Genomic DNA, 22,020 nt, shown 5'->3' on the forward strand with positions numbered 1-22,020 from the left:
GTCACACCTCCCTGGAGTCCGAGCCGGCAACGATGTTGGCCGGCTCCCGCTCGGCGACCACGCGCGTGATACGCGGGCTCGGTGGTACCTGAAGATCCATCGGTGGCAGCGGGAAGCTCCCGTACGGCCGGTTGTCGACCTGTTCCTGCGGCGTCGGCTTCGGCTGCGGCCGGCGGTTGGGCCAGAACAGCGTGGCGATCAGCAGGAGGCCGGCCGGGATGCCGACGGCGATCACCTTGCCGCGCGTGTCCCAGTCCTCGATGGAGCGCAGGCCCGACAGGACCAGGATCCAGACCAGGTTGATCGGCAGCAGCACCTTCCAACCGAGGCGCATGAACTGGTCGTAGCGCAGCCGGGGCAGCGTGCCGCGCAGCCACACGAAGACGAAGACCAGCGCGATCACCTTGCCGAAGAACCAGAGCATCGGCCACCAACCGGAGTTGGCGCCCTCCCAGATGGTGATCGGCCACGGCGCCCGCCACCCACCGAGGAACAGCGTGGTGGTGACCGCGGACATGGTCACCATCGCGACGTACTCGCTGAGCATGAACAGCGCGAACTTCAGCGAGCTGTACTCGGTCATGAAGCCCGCGACCAACTCGGACTCGGCCTCGGGCAGGTCGAACGGCGCCCGGTTGGTCTCACCGACGGTGGCGATGAAGAAGATGATGAAGCTCGGCAGCAGCAGGATCGCGTACCAGCCCGGCGCCGGGATCTCGGTGCCGAAGATGGTCAGCCGCGTGGCGTCGCCCTGCGCCGCGACGATCCCGCTGGTGCTCATCGTGCCGGCGGTCATGAAGACCGCCACGATGCTCAGCCCCATGGCGACCTCGTAGGAGATCATCTGGGCGGTCGACCGCAGACCACCGAGGAGCGGGTACGTCGAGCCGGAGGCCCAGCCGCCCAGCACGATGCCGTAGACGCCCATCGAGGAGCAGGCCAGCAGCAGCAGCACCGCCACCGGCACGTCGGTGACCTGCAACGGCGTGTGGTGGCCGAAGATGCTCACCATCGGACCGAACGGCACCACCGACAGAGCGGTGACCGCGCAGATCACCGAGATGGTCGGGGCGAAGAAGTAGACGACCTTGTCGGCCGCCTTCGGCAGGATGTCCTCCTTGAAGGCCATCTTCAGGCCGTCGGCGAGGGTCTGCAGCAGGCCGAACGGACCGACCTGGTTGGGGCCCGGCCGCACCTGCATGTAACCGACCACGCGCCGCTCGAACCAGACACCGAGCAGGGTGGCCAGCAGACCGAAGGCGAACGCGAAGACAATCTTGCCGAGAACCAGCCACCACGGATCCCGGCCGAAGTCGGCCAGCGTCGGGTCCTGGGCCAGGTAGATCGGACTCACTGGTTACCCCCGGTGTTGAGGAGCGGACCCGGAAGGCCGGTCTCGTCGGCCGCCACCCGCCCGGCCGGGACGGCCACGCGCGGTGCGGGGACGGAGAGCCGGACGACCGCGCCGGACGTCGCCCCGAGGCTGCGTCGCACGGTCGAGCCGGGTGAGTTGGTCGGCAGCCAGACCACGCCGTCCGGCATTTCGGTGAGCTCCGCCGGCAGGGTCAGTGCCCCCCGGTCGGTGCCCACCGTGACCGCGTCGCCGTCGGCGACACCGAGTGCCTCGGCGGTGCCCTTACCCAGCCGGACCACCGGCGGGCGGGCGGTGCCGGCAAGGTTCTCGTCGCCGTCGGTCAGCGTGCCGAGGTCCACCAGTTGGTGCCAGGTGGCCAGCACGGCCTCCCCGTCACCAGGCTGCGGCACCCGGCCCGGTGCCACCGACGGCGCGGCCGGCCGAGACGTACGCGTCGCCGGCAGCGTGCCCAGCTCGCGACGCACGCTCGGCACGTCCGCGGTGCCGAGCCGCACGTCGAGCAGTGCGGCCAGCGCGTCGAGCACCCGACCGTCGGTCATGGCCGCCGTGTCCAGCACCGGCTCGAACGGGCGCAGCCGACCCTCCCAGTCCAGGAAGCTGCCGGCCTTCTCGACCACCGGGGCGATCGGAAGCACCACGTCCGCCCGCCGGGTCACCGCGCTGCCGCGCAACTCCAGGCTGACCAGGAACGGCACCGCGTCCAGGGCGGCCTCGGCCAGGCGCGGGTCGGCCAGATCGGCCGGGTCGACACCACCGACGACCAACGCGCCGAGCTGCCCGTTGGCCGCGGCGGCGAGGATCCCGTCGGTGTCCCGACCGGCCTGGCTCGGGATCACCCCGGCCGGAATGTCCCACGCCTCACCCAGCTCGGCCCGAGCGGCCGGCTCGGTGACCAGCCGTCCACCGGGGAGCAGGTTGGGCAGGCAGCCCGCGTCGACCGCGCCACGGTCACCCGCGCGCCGCGGCACCCAGGCCATCTTCGCGCCGGTACGCCGAGCGATGTCCGCCGCGGCGGACAGCCCACCCGGCACAGTGGCCAACCGCTCGCCGACGAGCAGGATCGCGCCCGGTGCGCTCAGGGCATCGGCGACCGTGGCGTGCTCGGCGAGCACGCTGGCCTCCTCGCCCGGCACCACCCGGGCCAGCTTGGCACCGAGCTTCTCCAGGCCACGGGTGGCGAACGGCGCCAGCGCGTACACCGTGAGGGTCTTCTTCAGGTACGCCTTGCGCAACCGCAGGAAGAGGATCGGGCACTCTTCCTCCGGCTCCAGGCCGACCAGCACCACCGCCGGCGCGTTCTCCACGTCGGTGTAGGTGACGTCGGTGACCCCGGCGACCGAGCTGGCCAGGAAGTCGGCCTCCTCGCGGGAGACCGGCCGGGCCCGGAAGTCGATGTCGTTGGTGTTCAACGCGACCCGGGCGAACTTCGCGTACGCGTACGCGTCCTCGACGGTCAGCCGACCGCCGGTGAGGACCGCCGTGCCCTGCCCGCTCTCCCGAGCCGCGTGCAGCCCTTCGGCGGCCTTGGTGAGCGCCTCACTCCAGGACGCTTCGCGCAGCTCACCGGTGTGCTCGTCGCGGACCAGCGGGGTGGTCAGCCGGTCCGTGGCCCGGGTGTACTGGAAGCCCCACCGGCCCTTGTCGCAGTTCCACTCCTCGTTCACCGCCGGCTCGTCGCCGGCCAGCCGGCGCAGCACCTTGCCGCGCCGCCAGTCGGTGCGCTGTCCGCAGCCCGCCGAGCAGTGCTCGCAGACACTCGGGCTGGAGACCAGGTCGAACGGGCGGGCCCGGAAGCGGTACTGGGCACCGGTCAGCGCACCCACCGGGCAGATCTGCACGGTGTTGCCGGAGAAGTAGGAGTTGAACGGGACATCCCCACCGGCGAAAGCCGGAGCGCCAGCGGAGGCCGAGTCGGTGCGGCCAGCACTGCCGTCGTCCGCATTCCCGCTATACGTGTCGTCCCGGTAGATGTTGATTTCCTCGGCGGACGACCGGCCCATCAGGTCGATGAACTTGTCGCCGGCGATCTCATCGGAGAACCGGGTGCACCGCTGGCAGAGCACGCAGCGTTCGCGGTCCAGCAGCACCTGGCTGCTGATCGCCATCGGCTTCTCGTACTCCCGCTTGTGCTCGTGGAAGCGCGAGTCGGTGCGGCCGGTGGACATCGCCTGGTTCTGGAGCGGGCACTCGCCGCCCTTGTCACACATCGGGCAGTCCAGCGGGTGGTTGAGCAGCAGCAGCTCCATCACCCCCTCCTGCGCCTTCTTGGCCACCGGGGAGGTGATCTGGGTACGCACGACCATGCCGTCGGCGACGGCCTGGGTGCAGGAGGCGACGGGCTTGCGCTGCCCCTCCACCTCGACCAGGCACTGCCGACACGCGCCGGCCGGGGCCAGCAGCGGGTGGTCGCAGAAGCGGGGGATCTCGGTGCCCATCTGCTCGGCGACCCGGATCAGCAGCGTCCCCTTGGGGGCGGTGACCTCGACGCCGTCGATGGTGAGGGTGACGGTCTCGGTCTGCTTGGCTACGTCGGTCACAGTGCTTGCCTTTCGCTCGCGACTGCGGGGCTCGCTCCGCTCACGCCTCGCACTCGCATCAGTGCGCTCCAACCAGCTGCTTGTCCGACAGCTTGGGTGCGGTACGTCCCTCGATGTAGTCGAGGTAGTCCTGCTTGAAGTACTGCAGCGACGAGGTCACCGAGCTGGTCGCGCCGTCACCCAGGCCACAGAACGAGCGGCCGAGGATGTTGTCGCAGGTGTCCAGCAGGGTGTCCAGGTCCTCGTGGGTGCCCTGACCGGCGAGGATCCGCCGGTAGACCCGGACCATCCAGTAGTTGCCCTCGCGGCACGGGGTGCACTTGCCGCACGACTCGTGGTGGTAGAACTCCAGCCACCGGTACGTCGCGTAGACCGGGCAGTCCTGGTCGGAGAAGATCTGGGTGGCCGTGGTGCCGAGGATCGAGCCGGCCGCCGCCACCCCCTCGAAGTCCAGTGGCACGTCCAGATGCTCGGCGGCGAGCAACGGGGTGGACGAACCGCCCGGGGTCCAGAACCGCAGGTTGTGCCCGGGCTGCATCCCACCGGCCAGCTCCAGCAGCTCGCGCAGCGTGACGCCCATCGAGCACTCGTACTGGCCCGGGTTGGCGATCCGGCCGGAGAGCGAGTAGATCATCGGCCCGGAGGACTTCTCGGTGCCCATGCTCTTCCACCAGTCGGCCCCACCGAGCACGATCGGCGGCACGCTGGCGATGGTGCCGACGTTGTTCACCACCGTCGGGCTCGCGTACAGGCCGTGGGTGGCAGGGAACGGTGGGCGCAGCCGGGGCTGACCCCGGAACCCCTCCAGCGAGTCCAGCAGCGCCGTCTCCTCGCCGCAGATGTACGCCCCGGCGCCGGAGTGCACCACCAGCTCCAGGTCGTACCCGCTGCGCAGGATGTTCCGGCCGAGGTAGCCCTTGTCGTAGGCCTCCTGGACGGCGTTGCGCAGCCGGCGCGCGGCGTGCACCGCCTCGCCCCGGATGTAGATGTAGGCGCGGTTGGCCCGGATCGCGTACGACGCGATGATCACGCCTTCGACCAGCGCGTGCGGGTCGTGGGTCATCAGCGGCAGGTCCTTGCAGGTGCCCGGCTCGCCCTCATCGGCGTTGACCACCAGATAGTGCGGCTTGCCGTCGCCCTGCGGGATGAAACCCCACTTGAGACCGGTGGGGAAGCCTGCGCCACCCCGGCCGCGCAGACCCGAGTCCTTGATCAGTTGGATCAGGTCGTCCGGGTGGGCCTTGATCGCCTTGCGCAGGGCGGCGTAGCCGTCCAACTGCTCGTACGTGCCGATGCGCCAGGCGTCCGGCGACAGCCAGCGCTTGGTCAGCACCGGCGTCAGCTTGGCCAGCGTCTCCGGGCGGGGAGTGGTCACTTCTGGGCCCCCGTTTCGCTCGCGGCGGCGGAGTTCGCGCCACCGGCGCCTGCCGACGCTTCGTTGAGGTTGCGCTCCTGCGCACCGGTGGAGTCACCGGCGGGCTTGCGGTCGCTGGCCGGCGCGTTGGCCGCCACGCCGGCGGCCTCCGCCTCCTGCGCGTCGCGCGGGCCCGGTGGCGAGGTCTCCGCCGGGACCGTGGCGGAGGCGCCGTCGCCGCCCTTCACCGGGCTGGTCGGCGCGGCGGGCTCAGCGGCAGGCTTCGCGGCGGCCTCGGTGGCCTTCGCCTTCGCCGCCGCCTTGTCCGCCTCCGCCTTGCTACGGATCGGGGTGTTCGGGTCGAAGCCCGGCACCGACACGCCGTGCTGCTGCGCCAGCCGCAGCCCGCGCAGGGTGGGCTCGCCCGGCCCGCCGTCGGCGACCGCGCCGTCGCGCTCGTCGGCGAAACCGGCGAGCTGCACCGCCATCTCCTTGAGCGTGCAGAGCCGGGCACCGCGGGTCGGCATCGGCCGCCCGCCCGCCCGCAGCTCGTCGACCACGCTGACCGCGGTGGACGGGTCCACGCCGTCGAAGAAGTCGTAGTTGACCGTCATCACCGGGCCGTAGTCGCACGCCGCCAGGCACTCGGCGTGCTCCAGCGTGATCCTCTGGTCAGCGGTCGTCTCGTCGTGCCCGACGCCCAGGTGCTCCGAGAGGGTGTCGTAGACCTCCTGGCCACCGAGCACATTGCACATGGTGTTGGTGCACACGCTGACCAGGAAGTCACCGGTCGGCTTGCGCTTGTACATGGTGTAGAAGGTGGCCACCGCGCCGACCTGGGCCTTGTTCAGCCCGAGCACCTCGGCGCAGAACGCGACCCCGGCCGGGGAGACGTACCCCTCTTCCGCCTGCACCAGGTGCAGCAGCGGCAGCAACGCCGAGCGGGATCGGTCCGCCGGGTAACGGGCGATGATCTCGCGCGCCCGCTCCCGGGTCTCGTCAGTGAAAACAACACTCATCGGTCACAACCACCCATCACCGGGTCCAACGAGGCGCCGCCGGCGATCACGTCGGCGATCAGACCGCCCTCGGCCATCGCCGGGAGGGCCTGGAGGTTGACGAAGCTCGGCTCCCGGTAGTGCACCCGGTACGGCCGGGTGCCACCGTCGGAGACCGCGTGCACGCCCAACTCGCCGCGGGGCGACTCGATGCCGACGTACACCTGGCCGGGCGGGACCCGGAAGCCCTCGGTGACCAGCTTGAAGTGGTGAATCAGCGACTCCATCGACTGACCCATGATCTTCGCGACGTGCTCCAGCGAGTTACCCATGCCGTCGACGCCGATGGCCAACTGCGCCGGCCAGGCGATCTTGCGGTCGGCGACCATCACCGGGCCCGGCCGGAGCCGGTCCAGCGCCTGCTCGACCAGCTTCATCGACTCCCGGATCTCGGCGAGCCGGACCAGGTAGCGGCCCCACACGTCACCGTCGGGGTGGGTCGGCACGTCGAACTCGTACGTCTCGTAACCGCAGTACGGCATGGTCTTGCGCAGGTCCCACGCGAGGCCGGCGGAGCGCAGTACCGGCCCGGTGATGCCGAGCGCCACGCAGCCGGTCACATCCAGCACCGCGACGTTCTTCGTGCGCTCGGTCCAGATCGGCTGGCCGGAGAGAAGGTCCTCGTACTCCTTGAGCTTCTTCGGCATCATCTTGAGGAACTCGCGGATCTTGACGATGGCCTCGTCCGGCACGTCCTGCGCCACACCACCCGGCCGGACGTACGCGTGATTCATCCGCAAACCGGTGATGGTCTCGAAGATGTCGAGGATGTACTCCCGCTCACGGAAGCCGTACAGCATGATCGAGATCGCGCCCAGCTCCATGCCGGTGGTGGCCAGCCAGACCAGGTGCGACGAGATCCGGTTGAGCTCCATCATCAGCACGCGGATGGTGGTGGCCCGCTCGGTGACGTCGTCGGTGATGCCGAGCAGCTTCTCGACCGCCAGCGCGTACGCCGTCTCGTTGAAGATCGGGGCGAGGTAGTCCATCCGGGTCACGAACGTCGAGCCCTGGACCCAGTTGCGGTATTCGAGGCTCTTCTCGATGCCGGTGTGCAGGTAGCCGACGACCGAGCGGGCCTCGCGGACCGTCTCGCCCTCCAGCTCCAGGATCAGCCGCAGCACCCCGTGCGTGGACGGGTGCTGCGGACCCATGTTGACGACGATCCGCTCGTCGTTGATCGGGTCGGTGCCCGAGACGATCGTGTCCCAGTCCCCACCGGTGACGGTGAAGACCCGGCCCTCGGTGGTCTCGCGCTCGGTCGCATAGTTCGACGTGGTCATTGGTAGGACCTCCTCCGGTCCGGCGGCGCGATCTCGGCGCCCTTGTACTCGACCGGCACGCCACCGAGCGGGTAGTCCTTGCGCTGCGGGTGGCCCTCCCAGTCGTCCGGCATGAGGATCCGGGTCAGGTTGGGGTGGCCGTCGAAGACGATGCCGAACATGTCGTACGCCTCCCGCTCCTGCCAGTCCGCGGTCGGGTAGATGGCGGTCACGCTGGGCAGGTGCGGGGCCTCGACGGAAACCGCGGCCTCCAGCCGGACCCGACGCCGGTAGGTCATCGAGGTGAGCAGGTACACCACGTGCAGCCGGCGCTCGTCGGCACCGAGGTAGTCCACACCGGACACCGACGAGCACAGCTCGAAACGCAGCGCCAGGTCGTCCCGCATCACCTGGCAGACCTCGGCGATCCGCTCCGGGCGTACGTGCAGGGTCAGCTCACCCCGGTCGACCACGACCTTCTCGATCGCGTCGCCGAAGGCCGGGTACGCCTCCTCCAACGCGTCGCGGACCTCGTCGAAGTAGCCCCCGTACGGCCGGGGCGCCTCCTCGATGGGCTGGCGCTGGCGGATCAGCCCGCCGTAGCCGGACACGTCGCCCGTGCCCTGGTTGCCGAACATGCCGCGCCCCGCCGGGCTGGCCGGCGGGTACTCGGCCGGGGCGGTGGTGCTGGCGCCGACCGGCGTGACCGGCACCGGCACGCCGCCGTCGTTGGGCTTGTCGGTGGGTGACGTCATTTGGGGCCTGCCTGCGGGTGGAGGTGGTTCTGAGCGTTCATCCAGTTCTCGATCCGCAACTGCTCCTCGCGGCCCTCGCGGACCGCCCGGGTCCACTCGGCACGCCGGGCCTTGTCGCTCCGGTACGAGGAGGGCATGGAGCCGTAGGGGACGATCGGAACATCGCCGCGCTCCTGGCGGGCAGCCAGCATCTTGCGGCCGTTCGGGCCCAACGGCTCATACATGATCTTCTCGCGGAGCTTGAGGATCGCGTCGATGAGCATCTCCGGCCGGGGCGGGCAGCCGGGCAGGTACATGTCGACCGGCACCACGTGGTCGACGCCCTGCACGATGGCGTAGTTGTTGAACATGCCGCCGCTGCTGGCGCAGACGCCCATCGAGAGCACCCAGCGGGGCTCTGCCATCTGGTCGTAGATCTGGCGCAGCACCGGGGCCATCTTCTGACTCACCCGGCCAGCCACGATCATCAGGTCGGCCTGCCGGGGCGACGCCCGGAAGACCTCCATGCCCCAGCGGCCCATGTCGTAGTGGGGACCACCGGCGGCCATCATCTCGATGGCGCAGCAGGCCAGGCCGAAGGTAGCGCCCCACACGGACGACTTCCGGGACCAGTTGACCAGCTTCTCCACCGAGGTGAGCAGGACGCCGGCGGGAAGCTTCTCCTCGATGCCCATCTGACGTTCCTTCCTCAGTCCCAGTCCAGGCCGCCGCGCCGCCACACATAGGCGTACGCGACGAAGACCGCGACGATGAACAGGACCATCTCCACGAAGCCGAAGATCGGCAGAGCGTCAAACGAGACCGCCCAGGGGTAGAGGAAGATGATCTCGATGTCGAAGACGATGAAGAGCATCGCCGTCAGGTAGAACTTGATCGGGAACCGTCCGCCGCCGACCGGCTGCGGGCTGGGCTCGATGCCGCACTCGTATGCCTCGAGTTTGGCCTTGTTGTAGCGACGGGGACCGGCGAAGCGGGCGGCGCCAACGGAAAACAGCGAGAACGCCGCGGCGAGGGCGAACAGCCCGATGATCGGTGCGTAAGGCGAGAGCGACATCGTTTTCTCCTGCTCGTCCTTCCCTGCCCTCGGTGCTTGACGAAAATCACACTATTCACGTCCCTCGCAGTGGCAGCCAGCGGGGGTCGATCTTTGTCGGCGTCGGGGCTGTGACCAGCCAGGACGCCAGTCATCTATACGGCTGGTGCTGCTTTCGTCATCGCGTTGATGACCCGGTCCATCGCATCCCCGCCGCGCGGGTCGGTCAGGTTGGCCAACAGCTTGAGCACGAAACGCATCAGCGTCGGATGCGGCATGCCGTGTTTGGTGGCGATCCGCATGATCTCCGGGCGGCCGATCAGTTTCACGAAGATGCCACCCAACCGGTAGTAGCCGCCGAGCCGGGCCTTCAGCTCGTTCGGGTACGCCATCAGCGCCCGCTCGCGCTCCGGGCCGGCCGGCCGGGCGAGGGCCTGGACCGCGACCTCCGCGGCCAGCTCGCCGGACTCCATCGCGTACGCGATGCCCTCACCGTTGAACGGGTTGACCATGCCGCCGGAGTCGCCGACCAGCATCACGCCGCGGGTGTAGTGGGGCACCCGGTTGAAGCCCATCGGCAGCGCGGCGCCGAGGATCGGGCCGTCGGCGTTGGTCTCGTCGGTCATCCCCCAGTCCTCGGGGGTGTTGGCGAGCCAGTCGGTGAGCAGCCGGCGGTAGTTGGTCTTGCCGAACGCGGAGGACGAGTTGAGCACGCCGAGGCCGACGTTGACCCGGCCGTCACCGAGACCGAAGATCCAGCCGTACCCGGGGAGCAGGTTGTCTCCGCTGTCCTTGCTGCGCAGCTCCAGCCAGGACTCCAGGTAGTTGTCGTCGTGCTTGGCCGGCGAGTGGTAGTAGCGGCGGACGGCCACGCCGATCGGCCGGTCCTCCCGCTTGGCCAGCCCGAGCGCGAGCGGGAACCGGCCGGAGACACCGTCGGCCGCAACGACCAGCGGGGCGTGGAAGGTGGCGGGCTCCTTGCCCGGGCCGACCTCCGCCTCGACGCCGGTGACGCGGCCGTCGCCGTCGAGCACCGGGCCCAGCACGTTGACGCTGGTCCGCAGCTTGGCGCCGGCGGCCACCGCCCGCTGGACGAGCAGGTCGTCGAAGTCCAGCCTCGTGCGCACCAGGCCGTAGTTGGGGAAGCTGGCGAGATCCGGCCAGTCCAGTTCGAGGCGTACCCCACCGCCGATGACCCGCAGGCCGCGGTTGTGCAGCCAGCCAGCCTCGGGCGACGTGTCCACACCCATCCGGATGAGCTGGCGCACCGCGCGGGGGGTCAGCCCGTCGCCGCAGACCTTCTCCCGGGGGAACTCGGTCTTCTCCAACATCAGCACCCGTACGCCGTGCCGGGCCAGGTGGTACGCAGTCGCTGATCCACCGGGACCGGCGCCCACGACAATGACGTCGGCGTCGTGTTCTACCGCGGTCATTCGCGCCTCCTCCCGCACGCTCGTGAATTGCTTCACAAGCTCAACGGGACGAGTGTATGACCGGCGTCATACCTGCGCAGGATCAGGGGTACCTAACTCGCCGATGTGACAGCTCTTGACCGTCTACAGCAGTCAGGTGTCAGGCCGGGCTGGGGGCATCCAGGCCCGCATCGACCCGGATGGTCTCCGGCAGATGCTCGCGGAGCGCACCACCCGCCGCTCGATCCAGCGCCGCCAACACCTCGGCGACCACCTGCCGGACCTCCGCCGGATCGGCTCCGGCCAACGCGCGCAACTGCGCGATGAGTTCGGCCGCGTCGTCGTCGGTGGCGGCCACCGGGTCCGCCGGGTGTGATCCGGTCATGCGGACGAGCGTACGGGGCAAAGTGGACTAAAGACCGATATTCACGAAACCTGAATAATGTCCGTGCCTATCCTCACGCACCGTCCGCCGCTACTCGCGGATCCCCCGGTGCAGGGCCACCACACCACCGGTCAGGTTGCGCCACGCCACCCGTCCCCACCCGGCTGCGGCGACCCGCCCGGCCAGCGCGGCCTGCGCCGGCCAGGCCCGGATCGACTCGGCGAGATAGACGTACGCCTCGGGGTTGCTGGACACCGTGCGGGCCACCGCCGGCAGCGACCGCATCAGGTACGACAGGTAGACCGTCCGGAAGGCCGGGTTGACCGGGGTGCTGAACTCGCAGACCACCAGCCGCCCGCCCGGCCGGGTCACCCGAGCCAACTCCCGCAGGGCGGCGTCGGTGTCGTTGACGTTGCGCAGGGCGAAGGAGATCGTCACCGCGTCGAAACTGGCGTCGGCGAACGGCAGCCGCAGCGCGTCTCCGGCCAGCAGCGGCACCTCGGGACGGGCCCGCTTGCCGGCGTACAGCATGCCCAGCGACAGGTCGGCGCCGACCGCGTACGCCCCGGACTGCGCCAACTCCTGCGTCGAGACACCGGTGCCCGCGCCCACGTCCAGCACAAGCTCGCCCGGCCGCAGCCCGAGTGCCGCCCGGGTGGCCCGGCGCCAGGAACGATCCTGACCGAAGGAGAGCACCGTGTTGGTCAGGTCGTAACGTTCCGCCACGTCGTCGAACATCGCGGCGACCTCGTGCGGCTGCTTGTCCAGACTGGCGCGCTGGCCCTGCGGGGTACGGCTCACGCCTCCACTCTGCCAGCCACCATCCGACCAGCGGCCGTTGGGTGGCGCGGCACGCACCCGGTACGCGAAAGGGCGGGGTGGTCGCCCACCCCGCCCTTTCGTCATGCCGGCGTCACGGCGCCTCTGTCATCGCGCCGGTTGCCGTCGCTCCTCTGTCAGTCGGTCGACGTCTCGTCACCCGGGGCGACCAGGACGACCTTGCGCCGGCGGGAGAGCACCAGCAGCGCCCCACCCACGAGCAGGATGATCGCGCCGATGCCGCCGATCAGGCCGACCTGCACACCGGTCACCGGCAGGCCACCACCGCCGGAGCCGCCGCCACCGGCGACCGGCGACGTGGGCACGCCCGGTGTCGTCGTACCGCCCGGGCTCAGCGTGCCGCCCGGCGTCGGAGTGGCAGTCGCGGTCGCAGTCGGCGTGGCCGTCGCAGTCGGCGTTGGCGTGCCCGTCGCGGTGGGCGTTGGCGTGCCCGTCGGAGTCGGCGTTTCCGTCGGCGTGGCCGTCGGCGTCGGCGTCTCGGTCGGCGTCGGGGTTTCCGTCGGCGTCGGCGTCTCCGTCGGCGTCGGCGTCTCCGTCGGCGTCGGCGTCTCCGTCGGCGTCGGCGTCTCCGTCGGCGTCGGCGTCTCCGTCGGCGTCGGCGTCTCGGTCGGCGTCGGCGTCTCGGTCGGCGTCGGGGTTTCCGTCGGCGCCGGCGTCTCGGTCGGCGTCGGGGTTTCCGTCGGCGTGGCCGTTGGCGTCGGCGTGGCCGTCGCGGTCGGCGTCGGGGTAGCCGTGGGCGTGGCCGTTGGCGTCGGCGTGGCCGTGGGGGTCGAGGTCGGCGTGGCCGTCGGCTGCACGGTCAGGTCGACGAAGACGTCGAAGATCGCCTGGTTGTCACTCTCGTCGACCTCGGTGAAGGTCTTCCGCTGGGCGCTGGTGGCCCGCTCAGGCTGCTCCTCGGGCTTGCCCGCCGCAGCGTCCAGACCATGCGCCACCAGCTCGCCGACCCGCAGCACCGGCTCGGTGACGTCCTTGCCGACCGTCACCTTGATGTCCGCCGTGTAGTACTCGCCGGGGCGGATCACCGCGCCGTCGTCCTGGCAGAGCGCTTGGGCGACGCCGAAGGTCTGCGAGGTGCAGGTGTCCGGCAGGGTGTCGAAGGTGACTCCGGCCGGGAGCGTGAGCACGTAGGAGAGGCCGGTCGCCTTGCGGCTGCCGTCGTTGTAGACCGCCCAGTCCAGCGGCACCGTCTCGCCCGGGCGCACCGGTCGAAGATCAGGGTCGTCGCCCTTGACGCCATTCACCACGACGTTCGCGTTGACGTCCTGCACCCAACTGGTCAGGTCGTAGCCGGGCTCGGTGACGGTGATGTCGTGCTCGACCCTGTTGTCTTCCTTGTTGGGGTCATCGGTGGCCGAGCGGATGGTGACCACCAGCGTGCCGGCCGCGCCTCGACCACCGGTGGAGAAGATCGGGATGCCGAAGTCCTCGCTGGTGCCGGCCGCGAGGTCGCCGAGACGGCAGGTGAACTTCTTGCCGTTCACCCGGCAGCCGTCGGGCACCACAACCCCGACCTTGCCCTTCTTCAGGTTGCTGGTGTCGACGGTGTAGCTGACGCCCTTGGCGTCTTCCTCGCTCCGGGTGTTGTCGACAACGAACTTGAACGGCTTGCTCTTGGCCTCCGTGACGCCCTTGGCCAGGTTGTAGCTGAGCGGCACCAGGGCCAGGTCGGCCTGTTCGGCCGCGAACACTGGGGCGGCCACGGCAGCCAGGCCACCGGCCGCGAGCAACGCCACGACGCTGGCGCGAACCAGGGTCGAGCGGTGGAACGCTGTCATCAGTCCCCCGGGGGTAGGGAAGAAAGAATGGTTGCGGAACGAGCGGACGTTATCGGAGGTCGATGTTCCACGCCAGCCGGCGGACCCGTTTTCATCCGTCCGGCGCGAGCTGGGCAGACGGTACGGGCGGGATGGTCACCCATCCCGCCCGTACCGCCGTGCGTTATATGAACGACCCTCAGCGGGCCGATGGAGGACAGCCCACGACCAGGACCATCAGACCACCCGCCACCAGCACGGTCGCGCTGATTTCACCGGTTCACCGTGGCGACGGATATGAGCCGCGACGCTAGCCGCCGACGATCATCTCCACCACCCCCGCGCCGGGCAGCCTGACGGTGCGGCGGCGGGGACCACCCGTACCGCCGGTGCGTCCGGGCGGGAGCATGAGCCTCGGTCAGCCGAACGGCTGGACGTCGACCCGCGTCAGTTGACCTCGACCAGTGGCAGCGATTTGCCCGCGCCGCCGCCGGGCAGCGCGATCGAGGAGAAGTGCGAGACCACTCGGTCGTCGGTCGGGTCGTCGGCCGGCGTGTGGTGCACGGCCAGCCGGTTGTAGAGGGTGTCCCGCTGCGCGGGGATCCGGTCCGCCGAGCGGATCATGCCGATCAGCTCGTGCAGGTTGGAGCGGTGCCGCGCACCGGCGGAGGAGATGACGTTCTCCTCCAGCATGATCGAGCCGAGGTCGTCCACGCCCATGTGCAGCGAAAGCTGCCCGACGTCCTTGCCGGTAGTCAGCCAGGACGCCTGCAGGTGCGGCACGGTCTCGAAGAAGAGCCGGGCCACCGCGACCAGCCGCAGGTACTCCAGCGTGGTCGCCTGGGTGCGGCCCTTGAGGTGGTTGTTCTCCGGCTGGTACGTCCACGGGATGAAGGACCGGAACCCGCGGGTACGGTCCTGCACGTCGCGGATCATGCGCAGGTGCTCGATCCGCTCGGCGTGCGTCTCGCCGGTGCCCATCATCATGGTGGCGGTCGATTCGATGCCCTGTCGGTGGGCCAGCTCCATGACCTCCAGCCAGCGCTCACCCGACTCCTTGAGGGGCGCGATGGCCCTACGCGGCCGCTCGGGCAGCATCTCCGCCCCGGCACCGGCGATCGAGTCCAGGCCGGCGACCTTGATCCGGGCGATGGCCTCGTCCAGGCTCACGCCGGAGACCTTGGCCATGTGCAGGATCTCGCTGGGGCCGATCGAGTGGATGACCAGCTGCGGGTACGCCTGCTTCACCGAGGAGAACAGCTCCTCGTAGTACTCGACGCCGTAGTCCGGGTGGTGCCCGCCCTGGAGCATCACCTGGGTCGCGCCCAGCTCGACCGCCTCGCCGCAACGGCGCAGGATCTCCTCGGTCGGGTGGGTCCACCCTTCCTTGTGCTTGGGCGCGCGGTAGAAGGCGCAGAACTTGCACGCCGTCACGCAGACGTTGGTGTAGTTGATGTTGCGATCGATCAGGTACGTGACGATGTTGTCCGGGTAACGCCGTCGGCGCACCGCGTCCGCCGCCTCGCCCAAGGCGTGGAAGGGCGCCTCGGTGTAGAGCAGCAATGCCTCCTCGGGCGTGATCCGCCCACCGTCCGCGCCACGCTGCAGGATGTCGTCGATCTCCCGGCTCACCGTCACGCCCCCGAGCCTACGTCGCCCACTCAGCGGCCGGCACGCCCCTCCGCCGCCGGTGACGCGCGCCCCAGGACAGCAGACCTTGGAGAATTTCCGTCAGCTCGGAACGGTTAGTGTCCAAGATTTGCACCGCGCACCTTCGACCGTCAGCTTTCGCGCACCTCGACGCGTACGCCGTAGGTGTCCCACAGCTCCGCCGCCAGCACCGGGCCGGCCCAGGCCGGCACGTACGCCTCCCACCACGGCAGCTCAGCCCGCGCCGGGAACCGCTCCTCGGAGAGCACCGCTCGGAACCGCTCGTCCACCGCCCCGACCTGCTCCCGGAACCACCCCATCTGCGGGAAGCCGCGCAACCGCTCGTCGGTCAGCACGTTCTCGATCGCGTGCCGGACGCTCAGGTCGAACCAGTACTCGTCGAGGTTGTCGTGGTAGCCCTCCTCGCAGAACCCGACGAACTGCTCCCACCCCTCCACGTAGCCGGTGGGGCCTCGGCCGCCGGTGACCTCGGCGAACCGCTCGACGAACTGCCGGTCGTTCGGCGTCCTCACGCGTCGTAGTCAACCGTGAGCTTGTCGGTGGTCGGGCTGGACTGGCAGGTCAGGACGTAGCCGGCGGCCAGCTCGTCGGGCTCCAGGGCGTAGTTACGGGCCATCGTGACCGCCCCGTCGACGACCTTCGCCTTGCAGGTCGAGCAGACACCGCCCTTGCACGCGTACGGCAGCTCGCCACGCACCTTCAGCGCGGCGTCCAGCACCCGCTCCTCGCGGCCCATCGTGAAGCTCGACGACCGGCCGTCCAGCACGATGGTGACCTCGGCACCGGCACCCGCCTGATCGACGGGACGGCGCACCGGCTCCGGTGGCGCGTCGACGTGGAACAGCTCGGTGCGCACCGCCGCCTCGGGCAGCCCGCGTGCGGTCAGCACGTCCCGGACGTCGACCACCATGGCGTACGGGCCGCAGAGGAACCACTCCTCGATGACGTCGCCCGGCACGATCGTGTCCAGCAGACGGCTCAGCCTCTCGGCGTCGATCCGCCCGGAGAGCAGCGGCGACTCACCCTGCTCCCGGGAGAGCACGTGCACCAGGTGCAGCCGGGTGGGGTAGCGGTCCTTCAGGTCGGCCAACTCCTCGGCGAACATCACCGTGTTCGCCGTGCGGTTGCCGTACACCAGGGTGAAGGTGCTGGCCGGCTCGACGGCCAGGGCGGTCGCGACCAGCCCGAGCACCGGGGTGATGCCGGAGCCGGCGACGACCGCGCCGTAGTGCCGCACCCGGTCCGGCGCGAAGGCCGTGGTGAAGGTGCCCAGCGGCGGCAGCACCTCGACGGTGTCGCCACCGCGCAGCGCCCCGCACGCGAACGCCGAGAAGGCGCCCCCCGGGATCTCCCGCACCCCGATCCGCAGGCGGCCGTGCCGGGCCAGGTCGTCGGGGGTGGAGCAGATCGAGTACGACCGGCGCACGTCCGTGCCGTCGTCAGTCACCCGGCGCACGGTGAGGTGCTGGCCCGCGCGGAACGCGAAGGTCTCCCGCAATTCCTCGGGTACGGCGAAGGTGACCGCCACGGAGTCGTCGGTGAGCCGGTCGACGGCGGCGACGGACAGCGGGTGGAAGACCGGTCGACGGCGGACCGGTCGGGTGATGGTGACAGTCACAGCGCCTTCAGGTGGTCGAAGGGTTCGGAGCAGGAGCGGCAACGCCACAGCGCCTTGCACGCGGTGGAGCCGAACCGGCTGACCTGCTCGGTCTCCGGCGAGCCGCACTGCGGGCACCGGACCGCGAGGGTCAACGACACCACGCCGGCGGCGGGCACCCGGGCGGGCGGGGCGATCCCGGCGGCGGCGAGCTTGGCCCGCCCACCCTCGGAGATCCAGTCGGTGCTCCACGGTGGGCTGTAGACGGTGCGGACCTCGGTGTCGGGGTGGCCCGCGACCGCGAGCGCCCGGCGGATGTCGGCCCGGATCACGTCCATCGCCGGGCAGCCGGTGTAGGTCGGGGTGATGGTGACGGTGACCCGACCACTGCTCGGATCCTCCTCGACCGCCCGCAGGATGCCCAGCTCGTCGATGGTGATGACCCGGATCTCCGGGTCCACCACACTCGCCACGGCCGTTCTCGGGTCGGTGCCGTCCACCACTGCGGAACTCCGCTGCGCCGCGCTCACCATCTCGCTCCGGGATGGGCGCGATGCAACACCTGCATCTCGGCGAGCAGGTAGGCCAGGTGCTCGGTGTGCACGCCGGTCCGCCCACCGGCCGGGGCCCAGCCGCTCTCCGGCCGGGTGAGCGTCGCCTCGGCCAGCACCGAGCCGACGCTCTCGTCGAACGCCGGCCGCAGGGTGGCCGGGTCGACCGGCGCCGCCGGGTCCGCGACGAACAGCTCATGGGTGTACGGCCACACCTCGTCGACGGCGGTCTGCATCCGACGGTGCGACTCCTCGGTGCCGTCGCCGAGCCGCTTCACCCACAGCGCGCCATGGTCCAGGTGGTACGCCGACTCCTTGCGCGCCTTCGCGCCGATCGCGGCCAGCCGCTCGTCCGAGCAACCAGCCAGCGCCGTGTAGAGCGGCACCTGGTACGCCGCCAGGAAGAACAGCTTCGCCATCGTCACCGCGAAGTCGCCGTTGGGCAGCTCGACCAGGAGCGCGTTGCGGAACTCCCGGTCGTCACGCAGGTACGCCAACGCGTCCTCGTCGCGGCCGGCGCCCTCCAGCTCACCCGCGTACGACAGCAGCAGGCGGGCGGCGCCGAGCTGGTCGAGGGCGATGTTGGCCAGCGCGATGTCCTCTTCCATCTCCGGGGCGCGCGTTGTCCATTCGGCCAGTCGCTGGGCCGCGATCAACGCGTCGTCGCCGAGGGCGAGAGTGAAGTCGAAAGGCCCGTTCACAGGTGTGCCACCCCGTCCGGCACCTCGTAGAAGGTGGGGTGGCGGTAGACCTTGTCGGCGGCCGGGTCGAAGAAGGCGTCCTTCTCGTCCGGGCTGGACGCCGTGATGGCGCCGGCCGGCACCACCCAGATCGACACGCCCTCCTGGCGGCGGGTGTAGAGGTCCCGGGCGTTGCGCAGGGCCAGCTCGGCGTCGGGGGCGTGCAGGCTGCCGACGTGGGTGTGTGACAGCCCGCGCCGGGCCCGCACGAAGACCTCCCAGAGAGGCGAATGTTCGGTACTCACGCGACTGCCACCTTTTCCCTGTTCTCGGCCCGCTTGGCGGCGTACGCCGCGGCGGCCTCGCGTACCCATGCGCCGCTGGTGTGCGCGGCCCGGCGGTGCGCCATCCGCTCCCGGTTGCACGGCCCGTCGCCGGAGATCACCCGCATCAGCTCGTCGTAGTCCGGCTGGGTGTAGTCGTACGCCTGCCGCTCCTCGTTCCAGCGCAGGTCCGGATCGGGGATGCGCAGCCCGAGGATCTCGGCCTGCTGCACGCACATGTCGACGAAGCGCTGACGCAGATCGTCGTTCGAGAATCGCTTGATCTTCCAGGCCATCGACTGGGTGGAGTGCGTGGAGTCGCCGTCCGGCGGGCCGAACATGGCCAGCGACGGGTACCACCAGCGGTCCACCGCGTCCTGGGCCATCGCCTGCTGCCCAGGGGTGCCGTGCGCCAGAGTGTGCAGGATCTCGTAGCCCTGACGCTGGTGGAACGACTCCTCCTTGCAGACCCGGATCATCGCCCGCGCGTACGGGCCGTAGGAGCAGCGGCACAGCGGCACCTGGTTGACGATCGCCGCGCCGTCCACCAGCCAACCGATCGCGCCCATGTCGGCCCAGCTCAGGGTGGGGTAGTTGAAGATCGAGCTGTACTTCTGCCGCCCGTCGAGCAGCAGCCGGACCAGCTCGTCGCGGCTGATGCCGAGGGTCTCGGCGGCGGCGTAGAGGTAGAGGCCGTGGCCCGCCTCGTCCTGCACCTTGGCCAGCAGGATCGCCTTGCGCTTGAGCGACGGCGCCCGGCTGATCCAGTTGCCCTCCGGCTGCATGCCGATGATCTCGGAGTGGGCGTGCTGGGCGATCTGCCGGATCAGCGTCCGGCGGTACGCGTCGGGCATCCAGTCGCGTGGCTCGATCTTCTGCTCGGCGTCGACCACCTCGGCGAAGTACGCCGCCAGGTCCTCGTCCGGTGCGGGTCCACCACGCCGCCCGCGCGCAGCCGCCGCTCGCAGGTCGGCCTCGGCGGCCTCGACCTCGCCCAGCAGGCCGCCGCCCGGCGCGTCACCCGCGGCGTCGGCCGGGGTCGAGAAGTCGTTGCCATACATGGGGACAAGTGTTACAGCTTGCGGCCTAAGAAACCAGAGCGTGTAACAGGAATCCGAGGATCCCATCCGTGATGGAATGGGCGCTTTGCGTTACCCGGGCAGTCGGATGTCGTCGTGACTTAGGCCACGAAACAAAGGTGAATCACCGCAAGAACCGCATACCGGTTGCATATCCGGCCTTTATCGCAGGTTGCCTAGTGTCGAACCCTGGCGGGTTCCGCAACCGGACGTAGACTTTCCGCCGTCACACCGATCGGCTGTAGACGATCGCCGCCAGACAGAGGCCATGTCCCCCGGCCTCGGCGATCAGCCGATCTTCCGGACAACAAGCCGGTCCCCCCGGCCCTGACACCTGGAGCTCACCCACTCATGCGATCTCGCGTGACCATGGTGCTCGCCATCACGGCGGTGCTGCTCGGCGGCGTCCTACTGGTCCCCGCCGCGTACGCCCGGCTCTCCGATGGCGACAGCAGCGGAGGCAGTGGCGGCGGTGCCGCGAGCGTCGCCGCACCCTCACCCACCCCGCCACCACCGCCCACGCTGGCGGCCGGCCCGGTGTCGGTGAGCTTCAAGGGTGAGTTCTTCTCGTGGGCGCTGATGGATCGGGAGACCGGCAAGATCTCCGGGTCGCCGAACATGACCGCGACCAACTCCACCGAGTCGATGATCAAGGCGTGGATCGTCTCGGACTATCTGCGGCAGCTCGGCGACAAGCAACCGACCGCGGCACTCAAGAAGGCCGCCAGCACCGCCATCCGGGACAGCAACGACGACGCGGCCAACCTGGTCTACGCCGCGGCAGGTGGCTCCTACAGGACACCGCCGAACGGACAGCCCGGGCCGGTCATCCAGCGAGCGATCAAGATCTGCGGGCTGACCGACACCAAGCGGGGCAACGTGCCGAAGTTCGAGGGCTGGTGGAGCTTCACCAGAATGTCTCCCCGCGACGCGGTCCGGCTCGGTGACTGTATCGCCGACGGTAAGGCCGCTGGCCCGAAATGGACCAAGTGGGTGCTCAGCGAGATGAGTCAGGTTAGCGGCAGCACCGCCGACAAGGACCAGAAGTCCAGCTCGGGCGGTGGGCGCTGGGGGATCATCGACGGCCTGCCGAAATCGATCACTTCGCAGGGCCCGGTCAGTATGAAGAACGGTTGGACGCGGCTCAACTACGACGGCAACTGGCACGTCAACTGCCTCGCGGTCACCGACAAGTGGAGCCTCGCGGTGATGCTGCGTTACTCGGTCAAGTTCGGCTTGGACGACGGCGCGCAGGTCTGCGCCAGCGTGGCCACCCAACTGGTCACCCCGCAGCCCGGCGCCGCGCTCAAGGTGCCGCAGCAGCCGGTCGGGAAGCTCTGATGGCCGGCAATCGTCGAGCCGACCGGCGCGGCGGAGGCGAGGCCTCTCCCCTGCGGCTGATCGCCATCGCGGTCATCCTGATCGGGCTGGTACTGGTGTCGCTGCGGCTGCTGCCCGGTTCGCCGCTCGAGTCCGCCGCCGCAGCCAAGTGGGGCAACGCCGGCACGACGACCAACGATCGGTCCACGGGTGCGGCCACCGATCGCAGCGCCCGCCAACCGTCCTCGCCATCGCCGAGCCCCAGCCCGTCGGTGGAGCCGTTGCCGTTCGTGGCCAAGGATCTCAACCTGGACATCGAGGGCTGGTACTCCTGGAGCGTGCTCGACCGCCGCACCGGGAAGATCATCGGCTCCAAGAACATGGGCGAGACCAGCACCACCGCTTCGATGATCAAGTCTTGGATCGTCGCTGACTACCTGCGTCGCGCCGCCGACGCCGGCCAGACGCCGAGCGATGCGAAGCTCGCCGACGCGACGCGGATCATCCGGGACAGTGACAACACCCGGGCCGAGCAGTTCTACAACCTGGTCGGCAGGGACGCCTCGATCAAAAGGCTGATCTCCATGTGCAAGCTGACCGACAGCAGCGTCGCCCCCGACAAGGGTTGGAGCCGGACCGCGCTCTCCCCCCGGGACACCGCCCGCCTCGGCAACTGCATCGCCACCGGCACCGCCGCCGGCCCAAAGTGGACCAAGTGGCTGCTCAACGAGATGAAGCTGGTTCGCGGTGCGGGCGACTTCGGCATCCGCAAGGCCTTCCCCGCCGCCGAGCAGAAGCAGATCGCCATCAAGAACGGGTGGATCGACCGGACCAGGGAGCAGGAGATGCACATCAACTGCCTGGCCATCGGCGACACCTGGACGATGGGCGTGATGGTCAAGTACCCGATCGACAAGGGCTACGACTACGGCATGCAAAACTGCGAGAAGATCACCGAGGCGCTGCTCCGCCCCGGCGTCTGACTCGCCCTCTGGCGCTGCTCCGCCCCGGCGTCTCCGACTCGCCCTCTC

At 69.9% G+C, this 22,020-nt stretch carries 21 protein-coding genes; 2 read left to right on the plus strand and 19 right to left on the minus strand.

Annotation, left to right across the window (positions count from 1 at the left end):
* Nucleotide 1 precedes the first annotated feature (1 nt).
* From nuoH to paaA, 19 genes are all read right to left on the minus strand, one after another.
* A complete protein-coding gene (nuoH, locus tag ABZT18_RS14440; protein WP_354992689.1) occupies nt 2-1,354 on the minus strand; it encodes an NADH-quinone oxidoreductase subunit NuoH in 1,353 nt (450 codons plus the stop codon).
* Nucleotides 1,351-3,912 carry an NADH-quinone oxidoreductase subunit G gene (locus ABZT18_RS14445; protein ID WP_354992690.1) on the minus strand — a complete coding sequence of 854 codons (2,562 nt, stop codon included), beginning with the start codon at nt 3,910-3,912 and terminating at the stop codon, nt 1,351-1,353. The genes nuoH and ABZT18_RS14445 overlap by 4 nt, the downstream gene beginning before the upstream one ends.
* A gap of 58 nt (nt 3,913-3,970) precedes the next feature.
* Entirely contained in the window at nt 3,971-5,287 is a 1,317-nt protein-coding gene (nuoF, locus tag ABZT18_RS14450) for an NADH-quinone oxidoreductase subunit NuoF (RefSeq protein WP_354992691.1), read from the minus strand.
* On the minus strand, nt 5,284-6,285 hold the full coding sequence (nuoE, locus tag ABZT18_RS14455) for an NADH-quinone oxidoreductase subunit NuoE (protein ID WP_355251503.1): 1,002 nt from the start codon (nt 6,283-6,285) through the stop codon (nt 5,284-5,286). Before nuoE ends, nuoF begins: the two co-directional genes overlap by 4 nt.
* Nucleotides 6,282-7,607, minus strand: coding sequence for an NADH-quinone oxidoreductase subunit D (locus tag ABZT18_RS14460; protein WP_354992693.1), 1,326 nt, complete (start codon nt 7,605-7,607; stop codon nt 6,282-6,284). The genes nuoE and ABZT18_RS14460 overlap by 4 nt, the downstream gene beginning before the upstream one ends.
* Nucleotides 7,604-8,341, minus strand: coding sequence for an NADH-quinone oxidoreductase subunit C (locus ABZT18_RS14465; protein WP_354992694.1), 738 nt, complete (start codon nt 8,339-8,341; stop codon nt 7,604-7,606). The genes ABZT18_RS14460 and ABZT18_RS14465 overlap by 4 nt, the downstream gene beginning before the upstream one ends.
* Nucleotides 8,338-9,015, minus strand: coding sequence for an NADH-quinone oxidoreductase subunit B (locus ABZT18_RS14470; protein ID WP_124821345.1), 678 nt, complete (start codon nt 9,013-9,015; stop codon nt 8,338-8,340). The genes ABZT18_RS14465 and ABZT18_RS14470 overlap by 4 nt, the downstream gene beginning before the upstream one ends.
* A gap of 14 nt (nt 9,016-9,029) precedes the next feature.
* Entirely contained in the window at nt 9,030-9,395 is a 366-nt protein-coding gene (locus ABZT18_RS14475; RefSeq protein ID WP_007454588.1) for an NADH-quinone oxidoreductase subunit A, read from the minus strand.
* 134 nt (nt 9,396-9,529) lie between these two features.
* Nucleotides 9,530-10,807 (minus strand): geranylgeranyl reductase family protein, encoded by a 1,278-nt coding sequence (locus tag ABZT18_RS14480; protein ID WP_354992695.1) that lies wholly within the window; start codon nt 10,805-10,807, stop codon nt 9,530-9,532.
* A 139-nt stretch (nt 10,808-10,946) separates the two neighbouring features.
* The gene (locus tag ABZT18_RS14485) at nt 10,947-11,171 is read right to left on the minus strand and encodes a hypothetical protein (RefSeq protein ID WP_354992696.1); all 225 of its coding nucleotides are present in this window, start codon (nt 11,169-11,171) and stop codon (nt 10,947-10,949) included.
* A gap of 90 nt (nt 11,172-11,261) precedes the next feature.
* A complete protein-coding gene (locus ABZT18_RS14490) occupies nt 11,262-11,972 on the minus strand; it encodes a demethylmenaquinone methyltransferase (protein WP_354992697.1) in 711 nt (236 codons plus the stop codon).
* Between the two features lie 155 nt (nt 11,973-12,127).
* Nucleotides 12,128-13,789, minus strand: coding sequence for a hypothetical protein (locus tag ABZT18_RS14495; RefSeq protein WP_355251506.1), 1,662 nt, complete (start codon nt 13,787-13,789; stop codon nt 12,128-12,130).
* Between the two features lie 426 nt (nt 13,790-14,215).
* Nucleotides 14,216-15,406 (minus strand): cyclic dehypoxanthinyl futalosine synthase, encoded by a 1,191-nt coding sequence (mqnC, locus tag ABZT18_RS14500; protein WP_354992698.1) that lies wholly within the window; start codon nt 15,404-15,406, stop codon nt 14,216-14,218.
* Between the two features lie 143 nt (nt 15,407-15,549).
* Nucleotides 15,550-15,951, minus strand: a complete 402-nt coding sequence (locus ABZT18_RS14505; RefSeq protein ID WP_354992699.1) for a hypothetical protein — start codon at nt 15,949-15,951, stop codon at nt 15,550-15,552.
* Complete coding sequence (gene paaE / locus ABZT18_RS14510; RefSeq protein WP_355251509.1) at nt 15,948-17,057, minus strand: 1,2-phenylacetyl-CoA epoxidase subunit PaaE; 1,110 nt, start codon at nt 17,055-17,057, stop codon at nt 15,948-15,950. The genes ABZT18_RS14505 and paaE overlap by 4 nt, the downstream gene beginning before the upstream one ends.
* The gene (paaD, locus tag ABZT18_RS14515) at nt 17,054-17,569 is read right to left on the minus strand and encodes a 1,2-phenylacetyl-CoA epoxidase subunit PaaD (RefSeq protein ID WP_354992701.1); all 516 of its coding nucleotides are present in this window, start codon (nt 17,567-17,569) and stop codon (nt 17,054-17,056) included. Before paaD ends, paaE begins: the two co-directional genes overlap by 4 nt.
* Nucleotides 17,563-18,288, minus strand: a complete 726-nt coding sequence (paaC, locus tag ABZT18_RS14520) for a 1,2-phenylacetyl-CoA epoxidase subunit PaaC (protein ID WP_355251512.1) — start codon at nt 18,286-18,288, stop codon at nt 17,563-17,565. Before paaC ends, paaD begins: the two co-directional genes overlap by 7 nt.
* Complete coding sequence (paaB, locus tag ABZT18_RS14525; protein WP_139585175.1) at nt 18,285-18,572, minus strand: 1,2-phenylacetyl-CoA epoxidase subunit PaaB; 288 nt, start codon at nt 18,570-18,572, stop codon at nt 18,285-18,287. The genes paaC and paaB overlap by 4 nt, the downstream gene beginning before the upstream one ends.
* A complete protein-coding gene (gene paaA / locus ABZT18_RS14530; RefSeq protein WP_354992703.1) occupies nt 18,569-19,651 on the minus strand; it encodes a 1,2-phenylacetyl-CoA epoxidase subunit PaaA in 1,083 nt (360 codons plus the stop codon). Before paaA ends, paaB begins: the two co-directional genes overlap by 4 nt.
* A gap of 369 nt (nt 19,652-20,020) precedes the next feature.
* Here paaA and ABZT18_RS14535 point away from each other — a divergent pair, with 369 nt between their 5' ends.
* Both ABZT18_RS14535 and ABZT18_RS14540 read left to right on the plus strand, forming a co-directional pair.
* Nucleotides 20,021-21,010 carry a hypothetical protein gene (locus ABZT18_RS14535; protein ID WP_354992704.1) on the plus strand — a complete coding sequence of 330 codons (990 nt, stop codon included), beginning with the start codon at nt 20,021-20,023 and terminating at the stop codon, nt 21,008-21,010.
* Nucleotides 21,010-21,972 carry a hypothetical protein gene (locus ABZT18_RS14540; RefSeq protein WP_354992705.1) on the plus strand — a complete coding sequence of 321 codons (963 nt, stop codon included), beginning with the start codon at nt 21,010-21,012 and terminating at the stop codon, nt 21,970-21,972. Before ABZT18_RS14535 ends, ABZT18_RS14540 begins: the two co-directional genes overlap by 1 nt.
* The last annotated feature ends 48 nt before the right edge of the window (nt 21,973-22,020 follow it).

It is taken from the genome of Micromonospora sp. NPDC005291, from assembly GCF_040607415.1.
Classification (GTDB): Bacteria; Actinomycetota; Actinomycetes; order Mycobacteriales; family Micromonosporaceae; genus Micromonospora.